We start from the raw sequence: 17,305 nt of genomic DNA on the forward strand, positions 1-17,305 counted from the left end.
GCCCGGGCCCGCAAAGGACTCCGTGAGGCATCGCACCGACGGTGCCGCACGGTAAGCCCGCCGCCCGGCGGGCCGTACGAGGAACGACCAGAAGGAGAAACGCAGATGCCCACCACGGCAACGGTGCCGTTCGGCGCTCGCAACCCCCAGCCTCCGTACACCATCGCCATCGACCCGAGGGAGTTCACCTACGACCCCGACCGGCAGGTGAACGTGATGGGTGACGGCCGTCTGTGGGCCCACACCCCGGTGGCCGCGTCCAGCACCGCGACCAACAACGACTCCAACGGACCGGCGGACGAGACGTCCGATCCGTACGCCTTCCCCGCCGACTACGTCGAAGCCGCCTGATGGCCGTGCCGCGCGGGCACGTCCTGGTCGTCGCCGAGAACCTGGACGCGAGCGCCGATCTCGTCGTCCAGGCCCTCAACGACCGGAAGGTGCCGGTGATGAGGTTCGACATCGCCGACTTCCCCCGGCGCATCACGCTCACGGCCGGGCACGACGGCCGTACGCCCGGCTGGCGCGGGGAGTTGAGCACCGGCGCCCGCGCGGCGCGGCTGGAGGAGGTCCGGGCCGTCTACTACCGGCGGCCCGGTCTTCCCCGCGTCTCACCGACCGTGGCCGAGGAGTACCGGGAGTGGGCGCGCGCACAGGCACTGGTGGGCATGGTGCAGGTCCTCTCCTCGCTGCCGGTGGTGTGGATGCACCACCCGGACACCTACCGGGCCGCGGCCCACAAGCCCGCCCAACTCGTCGTCGCCACCGACGCCGGGCTTACAGTGCCCCGCACCCTGATCACCAACAGCCTCGACCGGGCCCGCCGCTGGGCCGCCCGGATCGACGGTCCGCTGGTGTGCAAGCCCATCGCCGCCGCCCCACTGCACGGGCCCGATGAGAAGCCGCTGACGCTGCCCACCCGTCGCGTGGAGCGAAACGGGCTGGACGAGTCGCTGGAGACGACCGCGCACCTGCTCCAGGAGTGGGTGCCCAAGCGGTACGAGGTGCGGCTGACCGTCGTCGGCGACCGGATGTTCCCCGCCGCGATCCACGCCGGCAGTGAGGCCGCCCGCGTGGACTGGCGCGCCGACTACGACGCGCTGAGCTACGAACCCGTACCCGTCCCCGAGCCGGTGGCCGAGTCCGTACGCCGGTTCATGGACCACTACCACCTGAACTACGGGGCGTTCGACTTCGCCGTCACCCCGGCCGGCCGCTGGGTGTTCTTCGAGTGCAACCCCGCCGGGCAGTGGCAGTTCATCGCTGCCGCAACCAAGTTACCGATCGCCGAGGCCCACGCCGACCTTCTGCAAGGAGCCGCCGCATGACTGCCCCCGCCGACCCCGCAAGGGATCTCCGCACCGCCCTGGCACACCGGCTCACCACACCCGGCGATCCGTGGCGGGCCGCGTTCGAGACGGTGCCCCGGCACGTGTTCGTGCCCTCCTTCCACGAGCAGGCGGAGGACGGCCGGTGGGTGACCATCACCCCCGAAAACCCGCACTACTGGGAGGCCGTCTACTCCGACCGCGCACTGACCACCCAACTCGCCGACGGCACACCCACATCGTCGTCCAGCCAGCCGAGCCTGATGCTGGAGATGCTCCACGCCCTGGACGTGGCCGACGGGCACAGGGTGCTGGAAGTCGGCACCGGCACCGGCTACAACGCCGCCCTCATCTCCCACCGGCTCGGCGACAGCCGGGTGACCACCATGGACGTGGACCCCGACCTGACCGGGGCCGCCGCCCGGCGCCTCGGCGAGGCCGGACACCACCCGGCCGTGCGCGTCGGCGACGGCGCGCACGGCGTCCCCGACCGGGCCCCGTACGACCGGATCATCGCCACCTGCGGCCTGCCGTCCGTGCCGTGGCCGTGGATCGAACAGGCTGGAGAGGGCACGGTGATCGTGGTTCCCATCGGCTGGGGCGTCGCTCGCCTGACCGTCCACGACGACGCCGCCGAGGGCGCCTTCCTTCCTGGTGGGGCCTACTTCATGCCCCGCCGCACGGGTGCCGTCGCCCCGGACTTCGCCGGCCTGGAGCACACCGAGCCCCGCCCCTCCCGTACCACCACTCCGGTCGACGCACTCCGCCGGCTGGAGTTCCCGCTGTCCCTGACCATGCCCGGCTACCGGTCGTGCACCTGGAACCGCGAGGACGACGGCACGGTGGAGAGCCTGGGCCTGTGGACGCCCGACGGGTCGATCGCCCGTGTCGGCGCCGACGGAACTGTCCGCCAGGCCGGGCCCCGTCGACTGTGGGAGACCGTGGAGGAGTTGCACCGGCAGTTCCCGGACACGGCTCCCGCCCGTGACTCCTTCGGCATCACCGTCACCTCCGGCCGCCGGCGGGTGTGGCTGGGCGACCCGCGAGGGCCTGGCTGGGACCTGCCGCCCGTCTCCGGCGTCGGCGGCCGCGTCCGGTAGAACGGCGCGCATGGACGACGAGACCTGGGAGACGATCGGCCGGCTGGTGAAGCGGCTGGACGAACACGGCACCGCCTCACCGGAGACGGTCCGGCTGCTGCGCATCCTCAAGATCGGCGAGGAGGCCGGGGAGGTCGCCGAGGCCGTCCACGGCGCGATGGGCTCCAACCCCCGCAAGGGGCACAGCCACACCTGGGAGGACGTGCAGAAGGAGCTGTGCGACGTGGTCCTCACCGCGATGGTCGCGCTGCGCACCATCACCCCGGACGCGCAGCGGGTGTTCCGCGAGAACCTGGAGCGCGTCGCCGCGCGGGACGCGCCCCGCTGACCCGCCTCCCGCGAGGGGCGGGTCAGCGGGGAGGACGACGCCGCCGGCCGCCGGGACCGCATCGCGGTCCCGGCGGCCGGCGGCCGGGGGTGTACGTACCGCCGTACGGCTCAGAGGCGCTCGGCGACGTAGTCCACGCAGGCCGTCAGCGCCTCGACGTCCGCCGGCTCGACGGCCGGGAACATCGCCACGCGAAGCTGGTTGCGGCCCAGCTTGCGGTACGGCTCGGTGTCCACGATGCCGTTGGCGCGCAGCGCCTTGGCGATCGCGGAGGCGTCCACGCCCTCGGCGAAGTCGATCGTGCCGACGACCTGGGAGCGCTGGGCCGGGTCGGCCACGAAGGGCGTGGCGAACTCCGACTTCTCCGCCCAGCCGTACAGCCGCGAGGAGGAGTCGGCGGTGCGGGAGACGGCCCAGTCCAGACCGCCCTGGCCGTTGATCCACTCCAGCTGGTCGGCCAGCAGGAAGAGGGTGGCGATGGCCGGGGTGTTGTACGTCTGGTTCTTGCGGGAGTTGTCGATCGCGGTCGGCAGGTCGAAGAACGCCGGGATGTGCCGGTCGGTCGCGGCGATCCGCTCGGCCCGCTCCAGCGCGGCCGGGGAGAACACGCCCAGCCACAGGCCGCCGTCCGCGGCGAACGACTTCTGCGGTGCGAAGTAGTAGACGTCCGTCTCGGAGACGTCCACCGGGAGGCCGCCCGCGCCGGAGGTGGCGTCCACCAGGACCAGCGCGCCCTCGTCGGCGCCCTCGACCCGCTTGATCGGCATGGCGACGCCGGTGGAGGTCTCGTTGTGGGTGTAGGCGTACACGTCCACGCCCGCCTCGGCGCTCGGCAGCGGGTGGGTGCCGGGCTCGGAGGAGATCACGGACGGCTCGGCCAGCCAGGGGGCGAGCTTGGCGGCCTTGGCGAACTTCGAGGAGAACTCGCCGAAGGACAGGTGCTGGGACCTGGACTCGATCAGGCCGTGGGTCGCGATGTCCCAGAAGGCGGTGGAGCCGCCGTTGCCCAGGACGACCTCGTAGCCCTCCGGAAGACCGAAGAGCTCCTTCACTCCCTCGCGCACCCTGCCGACCAGGTTCTTGACCGGAGCCTGGCGGTGTGAGGTGCCCAGCAGGGACGTACCGGTGGCGGCCAGGGCGCTCAGCGCCTCCGTCCGCACCTTGGACGGGCCCGAACCGAATCGTCCGTCGGCGGGCTTGATGTCTGCGGGAATCTGGAGATCGGCCACGCTGTGAAGCGTAGTCCGTGTCCGTCGTGTGTTCCGTGAGGCGTCCACCCCGCGAGACGCGCCGTGGACGAGCCGCGAGACGCACGGGGAGACGCGTCGTGGACGAGCCGCGGGACGCACGGCGGGACGCGCCGTGGAGCACGTGACGGAACACACCGCGGTCCGCCTGGTGCGGACGGGGCCGGTCGGGATGCACGCTGTTGCCATGGGTGACGACGCGGCGAGGGCGGCACGGGAGCAGGCGCGTACGGCGCTGGAGCGTACGGCGCGGGCGGAGGAGTACGAGCGGGCGCGGGAGGCGGTGCGGGCGCTGCGGGCGGCCGTACGGGGGGAGGTCGCCGACGACGCGGGCGCCCGCGCGCTGGTGACGATGGACGCGTCCAACTACCGGCGGGTGCCGCTGGCCGTGGTCGCGCCGCGCGACGCCGGCGACGTGGCGGCGGCGCTGGGGGTGTGCCGGGAGCTGGGGGTTCCGGTGGTGCCGCGCGGCGGGGGCACGTCCATCGCCGGGCAGGCGACGGGCACGGGGGTGGTGCTGGACTTCACCCGCCACATGGACGCGGTCCTGTCGCTCGACCCCGGGGCGCGCACCGCCGTCGTCCAGCCGGGTGTGGTCCTGGACGACCTGTGCCGCGCGGCCGGGGCCCACGGGCTGACCTTCGGCCCCGACCCCTCCACCCACAGCCGCTGCACGCTCGGCGGGATGATCGGCAACAACTCCTGCGGCTCCCACTCGGTGGCCTGGGGCACGACCGCCGACAACGTCCGCGCCCTGGACGTGCTCACCTACGGCGGTGAACGCGCCCGGCTCACGCCCGGCGGGGACGGCGTGCCCGAGCGGCTGCGCGCCGGGGCGCGGGAACTGGTGGACGGGGAACTCGCCCGGCTGCGCACCGGCTTCCCCGAGCTGCCGCGCCGTATCTCCGGCTACGCCCTGGACGCGCTGCTGCCCGAGCGGGGCGAGGACTGGGTGCGGGCGTTCACCGGCAGCGAGGGCACCCTCGGGGTGGTCACGGCCGCCACGGTGAGGCTGGTGGAGCGGCCCGGCGCGCGGGTGCTGGCGGTGCTGGGCTACGCGGACGAGAGCGCTGCGGCCGAGGCGGCCGTCACCCTCCTCCCGCACCGTCCGCTGACGGTGGAGGGCATGGCGAGCGATCTGGTGCCCGGGGCCGAGAGGGCGACGCTGCCCCGGGGCGGGGCGTGGCTGTTCGTCGAGGTCGGCGGCGCGGACGAGGCCGAGGCGCGGGCGGCGGCCGAGCGGCTGTGCCGGGCGGCGGCCGGGGACGCCGCGGACCACGCGCTGGTCACAGACCCGGCCGGGCAGCGCGCCCTGTGGCGGGTGCGGGAGGACGCCTCCGGCACCGCCACCCGCATGCCCGACGGCAGCGAGGCGTGGCCCGGCTGGGAGGACTGCGCGGTCCCGCCCGCCCGGCTGGGCGCGTACCTGCGGGACTTCCGCGCGCTGCTGGCCGACCACGGGCTGCGCGGGCTGCCGTACGGCCACTTCGGCGACGGCTGCATCCACGTGCGCATCGACTTCGACCTGATCGGCGAGGCGGGCATCGCCCGCTTCCGCCGCTTCTCCACCGACCTGGCCGATCTGGTGGTCGCGCACGGCGGCTCGCTGTCGGGCGAGCACGGCGACGGGCAGGCGCGCGCCGAGCTGCTGCCGCGCATGTACGGGCGGGAGACGGTGGAGCTGTTCGGCCGCTTCAAGGACCTGTGGGACCCCGACGGCGGTCTCAACCCCGGCATGCTGGTGCGCCCCCACCGCCTGGACGAGAACCTGCGCTTCGCGCCGCTGCCGCGCGAGCCCCTCCCCGTCGTCTACGGCTACCCGGAGGACGGCGGCGACTTCTCCGCGGCGGTACGGCGCTGCGTGGGGGTGGCCAAGTGCCGCAATCCGGCCGGGAGTCCGGGCGTGATGTGCCCCTCCTACCGGGCGACGGGGGAGGAGAAGCACTCCACGCGCGGCCGGGCGCGGCTGCTGCACGAGATGCTCGCGGGCGAGGTGGTCACCGACGGCTGGCGCTCTCAGGAGGTCCGCGAGGCGCTGGACCTGTGCCTGTCGTGCAAGGGCTGCCGCAGGGACTGCCCGGTGGGGGTGGACATGGCCACCTACAAGGCGGAGTTCCTGCACCACCACTACGCGGGCCGCCGCCGTCCGATGGCCCACTACTCGATGGGCCTGCTGCCGCTGTGGCTGCGGGCGGTGGCCGTCACCCGTACCGCGCCGCTGCTCAACGCCCTGGCCCGCACCCCGCTGGCGGCCCTGGCCAAACGGCTGGGCGGCATCGCCCCGGAGCGGGAGATCCCGCCGCTGCCGCGCGCCCCGTTCCTGCGCCGGTGGCGCGCGTACCGCCGTAAGCGCCCGGCGCGGCCCGAGCCCGGCGGCCGGCGCGTCGTGCTGTGGCCGGACACCTTCACCAACCACCTCTCCCCCGAGGCGGGCACCGCGGCCGTACGGGTGCTGGAGGCGGCCGGGCTGGAGGTGGTCCCGCCGCCGGGGGCGGACCGGGTCTGCTGCGGCCTGACCTGGATCTCCACCGGACAGCTCGACGGCGCCCGCCGCGTGCTGCGCCGCACCCTGGACCGGCTGGAGCCCGTACTGGAGGCGGGGGTCCCGGTGGTCGTGCTGGAACCGCCGTGCGCGGCGGCGCTGCGCACCGACGCCCCCGAACTGCTGCCGGACGACCCGCGCGCCAGGCGGCTGGCCGCCGCCGTGCGCACCTTCGCGCAGGCCCTGGAGGAGTACGCCCCCGACTGGACCCCACCGCGGATCGGCCGCCCGGTGGCCGGCCAGACCCACTGCCACCAGCACGCCGTGCTGGGCGACGCGGCGGAGCGGCGGCTGCGGGAGAGGGCCGGGCTGACCGGCGGGCTGAGCGACGGCTGCTGCGGGCTGGCGGGCAACTTCGGCTTCGAGAAAGGGCACTTCGAGGTCTCAGCCGCCTGTGCGGAGGAGAAGCTGCTGCCGGCGGTGCGCGGCGCCGAGCCGGGCACGGAGCTGCTGGCCGACGGCTACTCCTGCCGCACCCAGCTCGCCCAGCTCGGCGGGTACCGAGCCCGCCACCTGGCGGAGGTGCTGGCCGAGGCGCTGGACGGGCCGCCGGACAGGGAGCGGCCGGAGCGGTGAGGCGGCGGGACCCCGGCGGCGCCCGCACGGCGGACGGAACCGGTCGACGGCGTCCGGTGGCGGTGAACACCACACCTGAGGGTGACGGTGTCCGCTGCCGCTGGACGCTGCCGCAGGGCGGACGCATACTGGATCTGCCAGGTCCCCTGGGGCCTGGAAGTGACGCCGGGACCACCCGATGGAGGTCGGGAGCCCGGCGTTTGCGCTGTGAGGGCCGGGTCAGTCCGCTTCCACGTCGACCAGCGTCACCTGCCCCTCGAGCAGTGACCAGTGCGTGCCGTGGCCGTCCAGCCACCAGGACACCGCTCCGGCGACGCAGTCGGCGACCCACAGGCCCGCGAACCACGCACCGGGGTCCTCCCACGTCAGTGACATGGCATCGGTGACGACTTTCGCCTTGCGCAGGCCGGTGACCACCGCACGGTCGGCGGCATCCTGCTCGTGCCGGGTTTCGAGGATCACGCGTTCCACGTCCCGGCGTGCCAGTTCGTCGAGAAGCCGGAGCAGACAACGTCGCCGGGCCCGTTCGCTTCGGACCTCGGCATCGTGCAGGCACACGGCGACCAGCCCGGTGACCGGCAGTCCGGCGATCGCGGAGGCGATCAGCGTCCTGCGTTCGGGGCGTTCCCTGCGCCAGTGGACCACACGGGAACGGCCGTGGCGCAACCCCTCCATCGTCGCTCTCACGGTGCTCTCCGCGTCGTCCGGCACCAGAACCGCGGCCAGCACGTAGACGCAGGAGGCCTCTCCTCGGCGGCGGCGCATGGACTCGTCGATGTACGCGGTGAGCATCCGGGCAATCCATGGCGGCGGCGCCCGCACGGCGGACGGAACCGTTCGCCGTTCGCCCGATGGTGCGACGAGAGGCGCGGCAGGGGGCGGGGAAAGTTACGGATGCGTAACTTACCGGTGGGTTACCAGCGGTAAGACCCGCGTCTAGTCTCGGGTCACCTTCCCCACACGCCCGCCGGCCCCCCACGCCGGCGGCACGACTCAGGAAGAGGGCCCATGGGACACCCTCGCAGGCGTCTGCGCACGTCCACCGCCGTGGCCGCCGTCTCGGCCGCGGTGCTGGCCGGTACCGTCGCCGGCCCGGTCACCGCCGCCCACGGCGCGACCGCCTCGTCCACCGTCCGCTTCGTCGAGATCCCCGGCGACGGCGGTACGCCGCTGGCCGCCAACGTCGTCGTCCCCGGCGACGCGGACGGCGGGCGCCGCTACCCGCTCGTCGTGCTCCCCACCAGCTGGTCCATGCCGCAGGTCGAGTACCTCGCCCAGGCGAAGAAGCTCGCCGACTCCGGCTACGTGGTGCTCAGCTACAACTCGCGCGGCTTCTGGCAGTCCGGCGGCGAGATCGAGGTCGCCGGCCCGCCCGACGTCGCCGACGCCTCGAAGGCCATCGACTGGGCGCTGGCCAACACCCCCGCCGACCCCGGGCGGATCGGCATGGCCGGCATCTCCTACGGCGCCGGCATCAGCCTGCTGGCCTCCGCCCACGACGACCGGATCAAGGCCGTGGTCGCCATGAGCGGCTGGGCCGACCTGGTCGACTCCATCTACAGCGGCCGCACCCAGCACACCCAGGCGGCCACCTTCCTCACCGGCGCCGGCTACCTCACCGGCCGCCCGAGCGACGAGTTCAAGGAGATCATCTCCGGCTTCCTCTCCTCCGACATGGAGAAGGAGGGCGACATGATCGCCTGGGGGAAGAAGCGCTCCGCCGCCACCCACATCGACCGCATCAACGCCAACGGGCCCGCGATCATGCTGGGCAACGCCTGGGGCGACTCGATCTTCCCGCCCAACCAGTACGCCGACTTCTACGAGAAGCTGACCGGCCCCAAGCGCCTGGAGTTCCGGCACGGCGACCACGCCACCCCCGAGATGCCCGGCCTGCTGGGCCTGCCCAACGAGGTGTGGAGCAACGCCGAGCGCTGGCTCGACCACCACCTCAAGGGCGAGGACAACGGCATCGACCGCGAGCGGCCCGTCCAGCTCACCGACCGCCAGGGCGACCAGGAGGGCTACCCCGACTGGAAGTCCGTCCCCTCGGGTGCCGAGCGGATCGCGCTGAAGGACACCGATCGCGTCCTGGCGAACGTCGACTCCGGCGCGAACGGCGGCACGGTCTTCCTCTCCAGCATCTTCGACCAGCTCACCGGCATCCCGCCGACGGTCTCCGTCCCGCTGCTGCCCGACTGGTACTCCGCGGTCTGGAAGTCCGAGCGGTACACCACCACCCGGCAGATCCGGGGCACGGTCAAGCTGCACACCACGGTGACCGCCGACAAGTCCAGCGGCACCTTCGTCGCCCACCTCTACGACGTCAACGCCCTCGGCGTGGGCAGGCTGGTCACCCACGCGCCGTTCAGCTTCCACGGCAGGACGCCGGGCGAGGCGTTCGGCGTGGACCTGGAGCTGTTCTCGACCGCCTACGACGTCCCGGCCGGGCACCGGCTCGCCCTGGTGATCGACACCGTCGACCCGCTCTACGCCGAGCACAACCCGTTCGGCGCGAAGCTCACCTTCTCCTCGCCCGCGGACGACCCCTCGTACGCCGAGATCCCCGTGCGCGACTGAACGCCCCGCCGGTCCGCCCCGGCGCCCGCCGGCCGTACCCCGCCGCATCCGGCGGGGTACGGCCGTCCGCTCTCCGCGGACGGCTCCGCGCGGCGGGCCCGGAGGCGGGAGGGAGCGGGCCCGGACGCGGGCCGGCCCCGGTGCGACAGGGCTGCCGTCGCACCGGGGCCGGAGGGCCGTACGTCCCGGCGCCCGGAGGCGGGTGCCGGGACGGGGGTCAGCGGGCGATCTCGTCGTAGCCCTCGATCTCCCGCAGGCTGCGCGAGCCCGGACCCACGTAGCGCGCGGAGGGGCGCACCAGGCGGCCGGTGCGCTTCTGCTCCAGGATGTGCGCGGACCAGCCGGCGGTGCGGGCGCAGCTGAACATCGAGGTGAACATGTGCGCCGGGACCTCGGCGAAGTCCAGCACGATCGCCGCCCAGAACTCCACGTTGGTGGCCAGCACCCGGTCCGGGCGCCGGTTGTGCAGCTCCTCCAGCGCCGCCTTCTCCAGGGCCTCGGCGACCTCGAAGCGCGGCGCGCCCAGCTCCCTGGCGGTACGGCGCAGCACACGGGCGCGCGGGTCCTCGGCGCGGTAGACGCGGTGGCCGAAGCCCATCAGGCGCTCACCGCGGTCCAGGGCGCCCTTCACGTACGCCTCGGCGTCCCCGGTCCGCTCGATCTCCTCGATCATGCCCAGCACGCGCGAGGGCGCGCCGCCGTGCAGCGGGCCGGACATCGCGCCGACCGCGCCCGACAGCGCCGCCGCCACGTCCGCGCCGGTGGAGGCGATGACGCGGGCGGTGAAGGTGGAGGCGTTCATGCCGTGCTCGGCGGCCGACGTCCAGTAGGCGTCCACGGCCGCGACGTGCTTGGGGTCGGGTTCGCCGCGCCAGCGGCGCATGAAGCGCTCCACGACGGTCTCGGCCTTGTCGATCTCGCGCTGCGGCACCATCGGCAGACCCTGGCCGCGCGCCGACTGGGCGACGTACGACAGCGCCATCACCGCGGCCCGCGCCAGGTCGTCGCGGGCCTGCTCCTCGTCGATGTCCAGCAGCGGGCGCAGGCCCCACACGGGCGCGAGCATCGCCAGCGCGGACTGCACGTCCACCCGGATGTCACCCGAGTGGACCGGGATGGGGAAGGGCTCGGCCGGGGGCAGACCGGGGTTGAAGCTGCCGTCCACCAGCAGGCCCCACACGTTCCCGAACGAGACGTGGCCCACCAGGTCCTCGATGTCCACACCCCGGTAGCGGAGGGCGCCGCCCTCCTTGTCGGGCTCGGCGATCTCCGTCTCGAACGCGACGACTCCCTCGAGTCCGGGTACGAAGTCGGACATCTGGCGGCTCCTCGTATGTGGTTCGGTAGGAGGACGGCGGGCACCCCAGGGGGCCGGTCGGCTCTCTGCGGGCGTGCCTGCGCGGTTCCGCCGCCGCGGGGGCTGGCGGTCCGGGCCGGCACCCGGTCCTGCCCTGCTGCTGTTGGGCTGCCGGTGGTGACCGGCAGCGACTGGTCGGACACGATAGCCCGCGCTGTGCGGAGGCCACAGTGGTCCAGCCAGCGATTCTGTCCGGTTCGGCAGATGCGGGGAAGAGTGAGATGCGGCACACTCGCCGTTTCCCCGTATCCAGGTGTACACGCTCCGGAGGACGGGCAAACTCGCCCGCCACCGCCCGGTGCCGCGCGCCGGCCGTGTTGCAAGATGAACGCGTGCCCCAAGCCGACGACGCAGCCCGCGAAGCCCTCGCCCACCGCCCGCACCTGGACCCCGCCGCGATGCGGGCCCACTACCGGGCGGAAGGACTCCGGGAGGAGGACCTCGCCCCCGACCCCTACGGGCAGTTCCTGCGCTGGTTCGAGGAGGCGGTGGCCGCCGGGCTCCACGAACCGAACGCGATGGTCGTCTCGACGGCCGACGGGCAGGGGCGGCCCAGCTCGCGCACGGTGCTGCTCAAGCAGTTCGACGAGCGCGGCTTCGTCTTCTACACCAACTACAACTCGCGCAAGAGCCGCGAGATCGACGCCAACCCGTACGTCTCGCTGCTCTTCCCCTGGCACGCCGTCGCCCGCCAGGTGATCGTCGGCGGGCGGGCGGAGCGCACCGGCCGCGACGAGACGGCCGCCTACTTCCGCACCCGCCCGCACGGTTCGCAGCTCGGCGCGTGGGCCAGCGAGCAGTCCTCGAAGGTGGCCTCCCGGGAGGAGCTGGACCGCTCCTACGAACAGCTCGCGGCCCGCTACCCGGAGACGGAGCGGGTCCCCGTCCCGCCGCACTGGGGCGGTTACCGGGTGGCGGCGCGGACGGTGGAGTTCTGGCAGGGCCGCGAGAACCGCCTCCACGACCGCCTGCGCTACGTCCGCCGGGACTCGGGCGGCTCGGGCGCCGAGGCGGCCTGGACGGTCGAGCGCCTCAGTCCCTGACGGGCCCGCCCCGTCCGGCGGCCCCGAGGGCTCCGAGGGCCCCGGAAACGCGGACGACCCGCGGGCCTTGGCCCCGGTCGCGCCGTGCGGCGCGAGGGGGGTCGGTCGGACGTACCGACGGCCCGCGGGTCGGGTGACTGCTCGGGATTGGCCGGCGGCGCCGGCATCACGCTGTGACGTCGGCCTCCTAGGCCGCAGCCACCTCACGCGTCCGGTTGCAACTCATCTGCCGAACCACCTCCCTTCTCGTGTACCCCAAACGTTAGGCGGCGGTATGGGCACGGACAAGCGAATTTCGAGGGCACAACGATTTGCGTGAATCACATGTGTGCTGCGTCACGTTCGAGTTCAATGATCGGGAGTGCAGTTGCGCGCAGCGTCCAGCTGGGGGTGCCAGGTGACGGCTCAGTCCGAGACCCACTTCGAACACGGTGCCGGTGACGGAGGCGACACCCGCGGCGGTCCCGCGGGAGGAGCCGCCCCGCCGCGGTTCGCCGACTCCGAGGACGAGCTGCTGCTCGCCGCCCTCCTGGACGGCATGGACGCCGCCCTGTGCGCCTTCGACGCCGACGGCGTCGTCACCCACTGGAACCGCGAGGCCGAGCGCATCCTGGGCTGGACCAGGCAGGAGGCCGTCGGCCGCCGGGGGCTGGCGGGGTGGGCGGTACGCGCCGCCGACGCGGAGGACGTCCAGGGGCGGCTGACGGCCGCGATGGCCGCGCCGGGGCGCCGGGTCCACGAGTTCGCGCTGGTGCGCAAGGACGGCGGACGGGTGCTGGTGCGGGTGCAGTGCTCGGGGGTGCGCGGCGCGGACGGCCGGCCGACCGGCGTGTACTGCGCGTTCGGCGAGGTGCGCACGCAGATCGACCTGGAGCGGTCCATCGCCCTGAGCGAGGCCCTGTTCGAGGGCGCCTCGTGGGGGGTGGTCCTGGTGGACGCCGACCTGCGCCCGGCCGTCGCCAACCTCCACGCCGCCCGGGCGCTGCGCGTCGGCCGCACCGCCATGCTCGGCCGGCCGCTGGGCGAGCTGGTGGGGGAGGGCGTGGAGGAGCTGGAGAGCGCCCTCCAGCACGTGCTGGCGGAGGGCCCGCCGCCCGCCCCGGCGGAGCTGTGGGTGACGCTGCGCCCGCCGGCCGGCGGACGGGACGAGGGCCGGGAGGACGGGACGGCCGGGGACGCGCGGCGCTGCTGGCGCAGCGGCTTCCTGCGGCTGGTCTCGCCGATGGCGGAGGAGACGCCGGTGCCGCTGGGCGTGGCGTGGTTCTTCACGGACGTCACGGACGCCAGGCGGGCCGAGCAGGAGGCGGCGCGGTTCCGCTTCCGGGGCAACCAGATCCACCGGGCGGCGCGCGCCGCGGCCGAGTGCGAGGACCCGATGGAGGCGGCGGCCGTCCACCTGGACTTCGCGCTGGCGGGCTTCGCCGACCACGCGCTGCTGGATCTGGCGGCGGCCTGCTCACCGGTCCGGCTGGTGCGCACCGCCGAGGCCCCGGCCCCGGGCACGACGACGACGGGCGTCCCGGTCCCCTACGCGCGCGACCACCCGGCGCTCCAGGCGTACGAGCGCTGCGGCCCGGTCCGCACCAGCGTGGGCGGCACGGCGGTGCAGGGGTGGGCGCGGGCCCGCAGATGGCCGGAGGGCACGGTGCACGGCCTGTGCGTGGTCCTGCGCAGCCGCGGCCGCACCCTGGGCGTGCTCACCTTCCTGCGGGGGGCGAGCCGGCGCGCCTTCGACCGCTCGGACGCGGTCTACGCGGAGGGCGTCGCCGACCGCGTCGCCGCCGCGGTCGACCTCGCCAGAGCCCTGTCCCGGGACTGAGCCCTGTCCCGGGACGGGGCCGTCAGCGCAGGTAGAAGATCCGGTCGGCGTGTTCGGCCATCACCCGGGCGTTCCACTCGTGGCCCCCGTCCACGTTCCCCGAGCGCAGCAGGGGCGGGGTGACGCCGCGGGCGGCCAGCGCGCCCACGGCCGAGGCGACGACGGCCTGCATGATCGCGCCGGCCACCACCGTCGAGGCGGGGGCGAAGGGGGCCCCGGCGCCGTCCGCCGTCAGCTCCGCGTCGCCCACCGCGATCTTGCTGTCGACGACGACGTCGCAGTGGTCCCTCAGGAAGGTGCCCGACGGGTTGCGCGGCGAGGTGGCCGACGCGTACGCCACCGAGGTCACGCCGATCACCTTCAGGCCGAGCTCCCGGGCGCGGGAGGCCATCTCCACCGGCAGCGCGTTGCGCCCCGACAGGGAGATCACCACCAGTACGTCTCCGGCCCGCGCGGGAGAGGTCTCCAGCACGGCCGAGGCCAGTCCCTCCACCCGTTCCAGCGCGCTGCCCAGCGTCGCGGGCACGACGTCGACGCCGACCGCGCCGGGCACGGGCAGGAGGTTCAGCACGGCGAGGCCGCCCGCCCGGTAGACCACGTCCTGGGCCGGCAGGGAGGAGTGGCCCGCGCCGAAGGCGAAGACGCGGCCGCCGCCGGTGAAGGCGTCGGCGATCAGCGTCCCGGCCGCCGAGATGCTGCCGGCCTCCTCCTTCCGGACCCGCTCCAGCAGGCCGACGGCCGCGTCGATGAACCGCTCGGCCGGGCTGGTCCCGTCCGCCGTCCCGCCTGCCGTCCCGTCCGCCGCCCTGTCCGCGGTCCCGCCCGCCGTCCCGCCCATCGCCCCGGCCTCCCGTCGTCTGCCGCCGTCGTACGGCCCCGGCGCGCGTCCGGCCGCATGCCCCGGTGAACGCTCCGGCGCGCCCCGGGACATCCCGTGACGCCGCGATCACGGTGAGGTCTGGACCAGTGCGCTGTCAATACGCCGCGCTTCCGTGCGGCGTACGGACCGCCTCCGGCGGACCGGGAACGGTTGTCGGCTCCATGCGTCAGAATTGGTTCCCAGGGCCACCGCACGAGCTGACGAGGGGCACGATGTCCGGACTCATCGACACCACGGAGATGTATCTCCGTACCATCCTGGAGCTGGAGGAGGAGGGCGTGGTCCCCATGCGTGCCCGTATCGCCGAGCGGCTCGACCAGAGCGGCCCGACGGTGAGCCAGACGGTGGCCCGCATGGAGCGTGACGGCCTGGTCCAGGTCGCCGGCGACCGGCACCTGGAGCTGACCGAGGAGGGGCGGCGGCTGGCCACGCGCGTGATGCGCAAGCACCGGCTGGCCGAGTGCCTGCTGGTCGACGTGATCGGCCTGGAGTGGGAGCAGGTGCACGCCGAGGCGTGCCGCTGGGAGCACGTGATGAGCGAGGCGGTGGAACGCCGCGTGCTGGAGTTGCTGCGGCACCCCACCGAGTCCCCCTACGGCAACCCGATCCCGGGCCTGGAGGAGCTGGGCGAGCCGTCGGAGGCCGGGCCGTTCCTGAGCGACGACATGGTGAGCCTGTCGGAGCTGGACGCGGGCTCGGACGGCAAGACGGTCGTGGTGCGCCGGATCGGCGAGCCCATCCAGACGGACGCCCAGCTGATGTACACGCTGCGGCGGGCCGGTGTGCAGCCGGGCGCCGTGGTCAGCGTGACGCCGGGGGCGGGCGGCGGTGTGCAGATCGGCAGCGGGGGCGAGGCGGCGGAGCTGACCGCCGACGTCGCCACGCACGTGTTCGTCGCCAGGCGCTGAGGACGGGGCGGACTGCCGGACCGCCGGACCGCCGGACCGCCGGACTGCCGGACTGCGGGGAGGGCGTCCGGCGTCCGGCCTTCCGGAGGTTCGGGGTTGCGCGGAACGCGGATGGCGGGGACGGTGTCGTGGCACGCTTTCGGTGACGCGTACGGGAAGACGGAAGGGGAGCCGTCCATGGGGCTGTCGTACCACCGGGGCCCCGGCGCCGTCGTCGGCCGCCGGGGCCCCGCCTCCCCGTGTCCCCCCGTTCCGCCGCCCCCCTGTGCGACCCTGAGCCCCGAACTCCCAGGGTCGCTCCCCGCGGGCCCCTGTCCCCGAGCGGCCCGCCTCCCGGTAGCTGTCTCCCCTCGGCCCGGCCGAACGACACTCGCTGAGTGTCACTCAAAAGAGGGGTGTTGCACGTCAGATGGGCTTGTTCGAATAAAAGTTCGATAGCGTGAGGCCGGCAGGCGACGAGGCAGGCGCACGACGCGGACGGGAGGGATGGGGGGTGCCAGGACGCATGGTTCGACGCATCAACGTCAGAGGAGCGGGCGGTCTGCGGCTCGCGGCCTGGGAGTTCGCCGATCCGCCCAAGGGCACGCTGCCGGGGGGCGACGGGCAGGCTCCGGGCGTGCTGCTGCTGCACGGCCTGATGGGCCGCGGCTCGCACTGGGCCTCCACCGCCCGCTGGCTCTCCGGGCGTTACCGCGCCGTCTGCCTGGACCAGCGCGGACACGGCCGCAGCGACAAGCCGACCGACGGCCCGTTCGGCCGCGAGGCGTACGTCGCCGACGCCGAGGCGGTCATCGAGCAGCTCGGCCTGGCGCCCGTGGCGCTCGTGGGGCACGGGATGGGCGCGCTGACGGCCTGGCAGCTCGCGGCCAAGCGCCCCGACCTGGTGCGCGCCGTGGTGATCTGCGACATGCGGGCCTCGGCGCTGGGCAAGCGCTCCCAGCGCGACTGGGAGCAGTGGCTCGCGACCTGGCCGGTGCCCTTCGCCACGCTCGCGGACGTCCGCAGGTGGTTCGGCGAGGAGGATCCGCTCCTGGAGCGTCCGAGCCCCTCGCGCGGCGAGTTCTTCACCGAGGTGATGGCCGAGCGGATGGACGGCTGGCGCCCGGTGTTCTCGCGCCGCCAGGTCCTGATGATCCGTCAGTCATGGGTGCACGAGGCGCACTGGGACGAGCTGGCCCTGGTGCGCTGCCCGGCCCTGGTGGTCCGCGGCATCGACGGGGAACTCGGGCGCGCCGAGGCCCAGGAGATGGTCCGGGTGCTGCCCCGGGGCGTCTACGCCGAGGTCGCCGACGCGGGCCACCTCGTCCACTACGACCAGCCGGAGCAGTGGCGGCAGGCCGTCGAACCCTTCCTCCAGGGCGCGCTCCCGGCCTGAGCGGCGCTGGCGGGGCGGACCGGCGCCGGGAGCCGAGGCGTGCCGGGGTGCGCCGGGGGCGCGTGGGCCGGGCTGCCGGCCGGGAGCCGCGGCCACGTGCCGCGAAGGCGTCATCCCAGGACCAGGCCGACCGCCAGGGCGAGCATCACGAAGCCGATCACCAGGTCCAGCACCCGCCAGGTGCGCGGGCTGTCGAGCACGCCCGACAGCATCCGGGCGCCG

At 74.2% G+C, this 17,305-nt stretch carries 14 protein-coding genes; 10 read left to right on the forward strand and 4 right to left on the reverse strand.

Annotation, left to right across the window (positions count from 1 at the left end; all coding sequences use genetic code 11):
* The first annotated feature begins 105 nt into the window (after positions 1 to 105).
* The 4 genes from tgmA to ACLIYP_RS13505 are packed head-to-tail and all read left to right on the forward strand — an operon-like array spanning position 106 to position 2,756.
* Positions 106 to 351: a putative ATP-grasp-modified RiPP gene (gene tgmA, locus ACLIYP_RS13490; RefSeq protein WP_412713361.1), complete on the forward strand. Its 246-nt coding sequence runs from the start codon at positions 106 to 108 to the stop codon at positions 349 to 351.
* Positions 351 to 1,328 (forward strand): ATP-grasp ribosomal peptide maturase, encoded by a 978-nt coding sequence (tgmB, locus tag ACLIYP_RS13495; protein WP_412713362.1) that lies wholly within the window; start codon positions 351 to 353, stop codon positions 1,326 to 1,328. The genes tgmA and tgmB overlap by 1 nt, the downstream gene beginning before the upstream one ends.
* Positions 1,325 to 2,428, forward strand: a complete 1,104-nt coding sequence (locus tag ACLIYP_RS13500) for a methyltransferase domain-containing protein (protein WP_412713363.1) — start codon at positions 1,325 to 1,327, stop codon at positions 2,426 to 2,428. Before tgmB ends, ACLIYP_RS13500 begins: the two co-directional genes overlap by 4 nt.
* A gap of 10 nt (positions 2,429 to 2,438) precedes the next feature.
* Positions 2,439 to 2,756: a MazG-like family protein gene (locus tag ACLIYP_RS13505; protein WP_412713364.1), complete on the forward strand. Its 318-nt coding sequence runs from the start codon at positions 2,439 to 2,441 to the stop codon at positions 2,754 to 2,756.
* A gap of 110 nt (positions 2,757 to 2,866) precedes the next feature.
* Here the strand turns inward: ACLIYP_RS13505 and serC are convergent, their stop codons facing one another.
* Positions 2,867 to 3,985: a phosphoserine transaminase gene (gene serC / locus ACLIYP_RS13510; RefSeq protein WP_093659035.1), complete on the reverse strand. Its 1,119-nt coding sequence runs from the start codon at positions 3,983 to 3,985 to the stop codon at positions 2,867 to 2,869.
* A gap of 205 nt (positions 3,986 to 4,190) precedes the next feature.
* Here serC and ACLIYP_RS13515 point away from each other — a divergent pair, with 205 nt between their 5' ends.
* The gene (locus ACLIYP_RS13515; protein WP_412713365.1) at positions 4,191 to 7,121 is read left to right on the forward strand and encodes an FAD-binding and (Fe-S)-binding domain-containing protein; all 2,931 of its coding nucleotides are present in this window, start codon (positions 4,191 to 4,193) and stop codon (positions 7,119 to 7,121) included.
* Positions 7,122 to 7,340: 219 nt separating this feature from the next.
* On the opposite strand, the gene ACLIYP_RS13520 is transcribed toward ACLIYP_RS13515, so the two are convergent.
* Positions 7,341 to 7,913: a hypothetical protein gene (locus ACLIYP_RS13520; RefSeq protein WP_412713366.1), complete on the reverse strand. Its 573-nt coding sequence runs from the start codon at positions 7,911 to 7,913 to the stop codon at positions 7,341 to 7,343.
* 216 nt (positions 7,914 to 8,129) lie between these two features.
* Here ACLIYP_RS13520 and ACLIYP_RS13525 point away from each other — a divergent pair, with 216 nt between their 5' ends.
* A complete protein-coding gene (locus ACLIYP_RS13525) occupies positions 8,130 to 9,701 on the forward strand; it encodes an alpha/beta fold hydrolase (protein ID WP_412713367.1) in 1,572 nt (523 codons plus the stop codon).
* A 217-nt stretch (positions 9,702 to 9,918) separates the two neighbouring features.
* On the opposite strand, the gene ACLIYP_RS13530 is transcribed toward ACLIYP_RS13525, so the two are convergent.
* Complete coding sequence (locus ACLIYP_RS13530; RefSeq protein WP_093659039.1) at positions 9,919 to 11,019, reverse strand: citrate synthase 2; 1,101 nt, start codon at positions 11,017 to 11,019, stop codon at positions 9,919 to 9,921.
* Positions 11,020 to 11,456: 437 nt separating this feature from the next.
* Here ACLIYP_RS13530 and pdxH point away from each other — a divergent pair, with 437 nt between their 5' ends.
* Both pdxH and ACLIYP_RS13540 read left to right on the forward strand, forming a co-directional pair.
* On the forward strand, positions 11,457 to 12,101 hold the full coding sequence (gene pdxH / locus ACLIYP_RS13535) for a pyridoxamine 5'-phosphate oxidase (RefSeq protein WP_412713372.1): 645 nt from the start codon (positions 11,457 to 11,459) through the stop codon (positions 12,099 to 12,101).
* Positions 12,102 to 12,498: 397 nt separating this feature from the next.
* Complete coding sequence (locus ACLIYP_RS13540; protein WP_412713368.1) at positions 12,499 to 13,920, forward strand: PAS domain-containing protein; 1,422 nt, start codon at positions 12,499 to 12,501, stop codon at positions 13,918 to 13,920.
* A gap of 22 nt (positions 13,921 to 13,942) precedes the next feature.
* Here the strand turns inward: ACLIYP_RS13540 and ACLIYP_RS13545 are convergent, their stop codons facing one another.
* Positions 13,943 to 14,758 (reverse strand): SIS domain-containing protein, encoded by an 816-nt coding sequence (locus ACLIYP_RS13545; RefSeq protein WP_412713369.1) that lies wholly within the window; start codon positions 14,756 to 14,758, stop codon positions 13,943 to 13,945.
* A 254-nt stretch (positions 14,759 to 15,012) separates the two neighbouring features.
* Here ACLIYP_RS13545 and ACLIYP_RS13550 point away from each other — a divergent pair, with 254 nt between their 5' ends.
* Positions 15,013 to 15,708: a metal-dependent transcriptional regulator gene (locus tag ACLIYP_RS13550; RefSeq protein WP_412713370.1), complete on the forward strand. Its 696-nt coding sequence runs from the start codon at positions 15,013 to 15,015 to the stop codon at positions 15,706 to 15,708.
* 505 nt (positions 15,709 to 16,213) lie between these two features.
* On the forward strand, positions 16,214 to 17,083 hold the full coding sequence (locus ACLIYP_RS13555; RefSeq protein ID WP_412713371.1) for an alpha/beta fold hydrolase: 870 nt from the start codon (positions 16,214 to 16,216) through the stop codon (positions 17,081 to 17,083).
* Positions 17,084 to 17,305: the final 222 nt, after the last annotated feature.

Origin of the sequence: Streptomyces nanhaiensis (assembly GCF_046614825.1) — a bacterium.
In the GTDB taxonomy this organism is placed as follows: domain Bacteria; phylum Actinomycetota; class Actinomycetes; order Streptomycetales; family Streptomycetaceae; genus Streptomyces; species Streptomyces radiopugnans.

Coding starts and splice junctions, on each gene's coding strand:
- tgmA (WP_412713361.1), top strand. CDS start 106: ATGCCCACCACGGCAACGGTGCCGTTCGGCGCTCGCAACCCCCAGCCT.
- tgmB (WP_412713362.1), top strand. CDS start 351: ATGGCCGTGCCGCGCGGGCACGTCCTGGTCGTCGCCGAGAACCTGGAC.
- ACLIYP_RS13500 (WP_412713363.1), top strand. CDS start 1,325: ATGACTGCCCCCGCCGACCCCGCAAGGGATCTCCGCACCGCCCTGGCA.
- ACLIYP_RS13505 (WP_412713364.1), top strand. CDS start 2,439: ATGGACGACGAGACCTGGGAGACGATCGGCCGGCTGGTGAAGCGGCTG.
- ACLIYP_RS13515 (WP_412713365.1), top strand. CDS start 4,191: ATGGGTGACGACGCGGCGAGGGCGGCACGGGAGCAGGCGCGTACGGCG.
- ACLIYP_RS13520 (WP_412713366.1), bottom strand. CDS start 7,913: ATGCTCACCGCGTACATCGACGAGTCCATGCGCCGCCGCCGAGGAGAG.
- ACLIYP_RS13525 (WP_412713367.1), top strand. CDS start 8,130: ATGGGACACCCTCGCAGGCGTCTGCGCACGTCCACCGCCGTGGCCGCC.
- ACLIYP_RS13530 (WP_093659039.1), bottom strand. CDS start 11,019: ATGTCCGACTTCGTACCCGGACTCGAGGGAGTCGTCGCGTTCGAGACG.
- pdxH (WP_412713372.1), top strand. CDS start 11,457: ATGCGGGCCCACTACCGGGCGGAAGGACTCCGGGAGGAGGACCTCGCC.
- ACLIYP_RS13545 (WP_412713369.1), bottom strand. CDS start 14,758: ATGGGCGGGACGGCGGGCGGGACCGCGGACAGGGCGGCGGACGGGACG.
- ACLIYP_RS13550 (WP_412713370.1), top strand. CDS start 15,013: ATGTCCGGACTCATCGACACCACGGAGATGTATCTCCGTACCATCCTG.
- ACLIYP_RS13555 (WP_412713371.1), top strand. CDS start 16,214: ATGGTTCGACGCATCAACGTCAGAGGAGCGGGCGGTCTGCGGCTCGCG.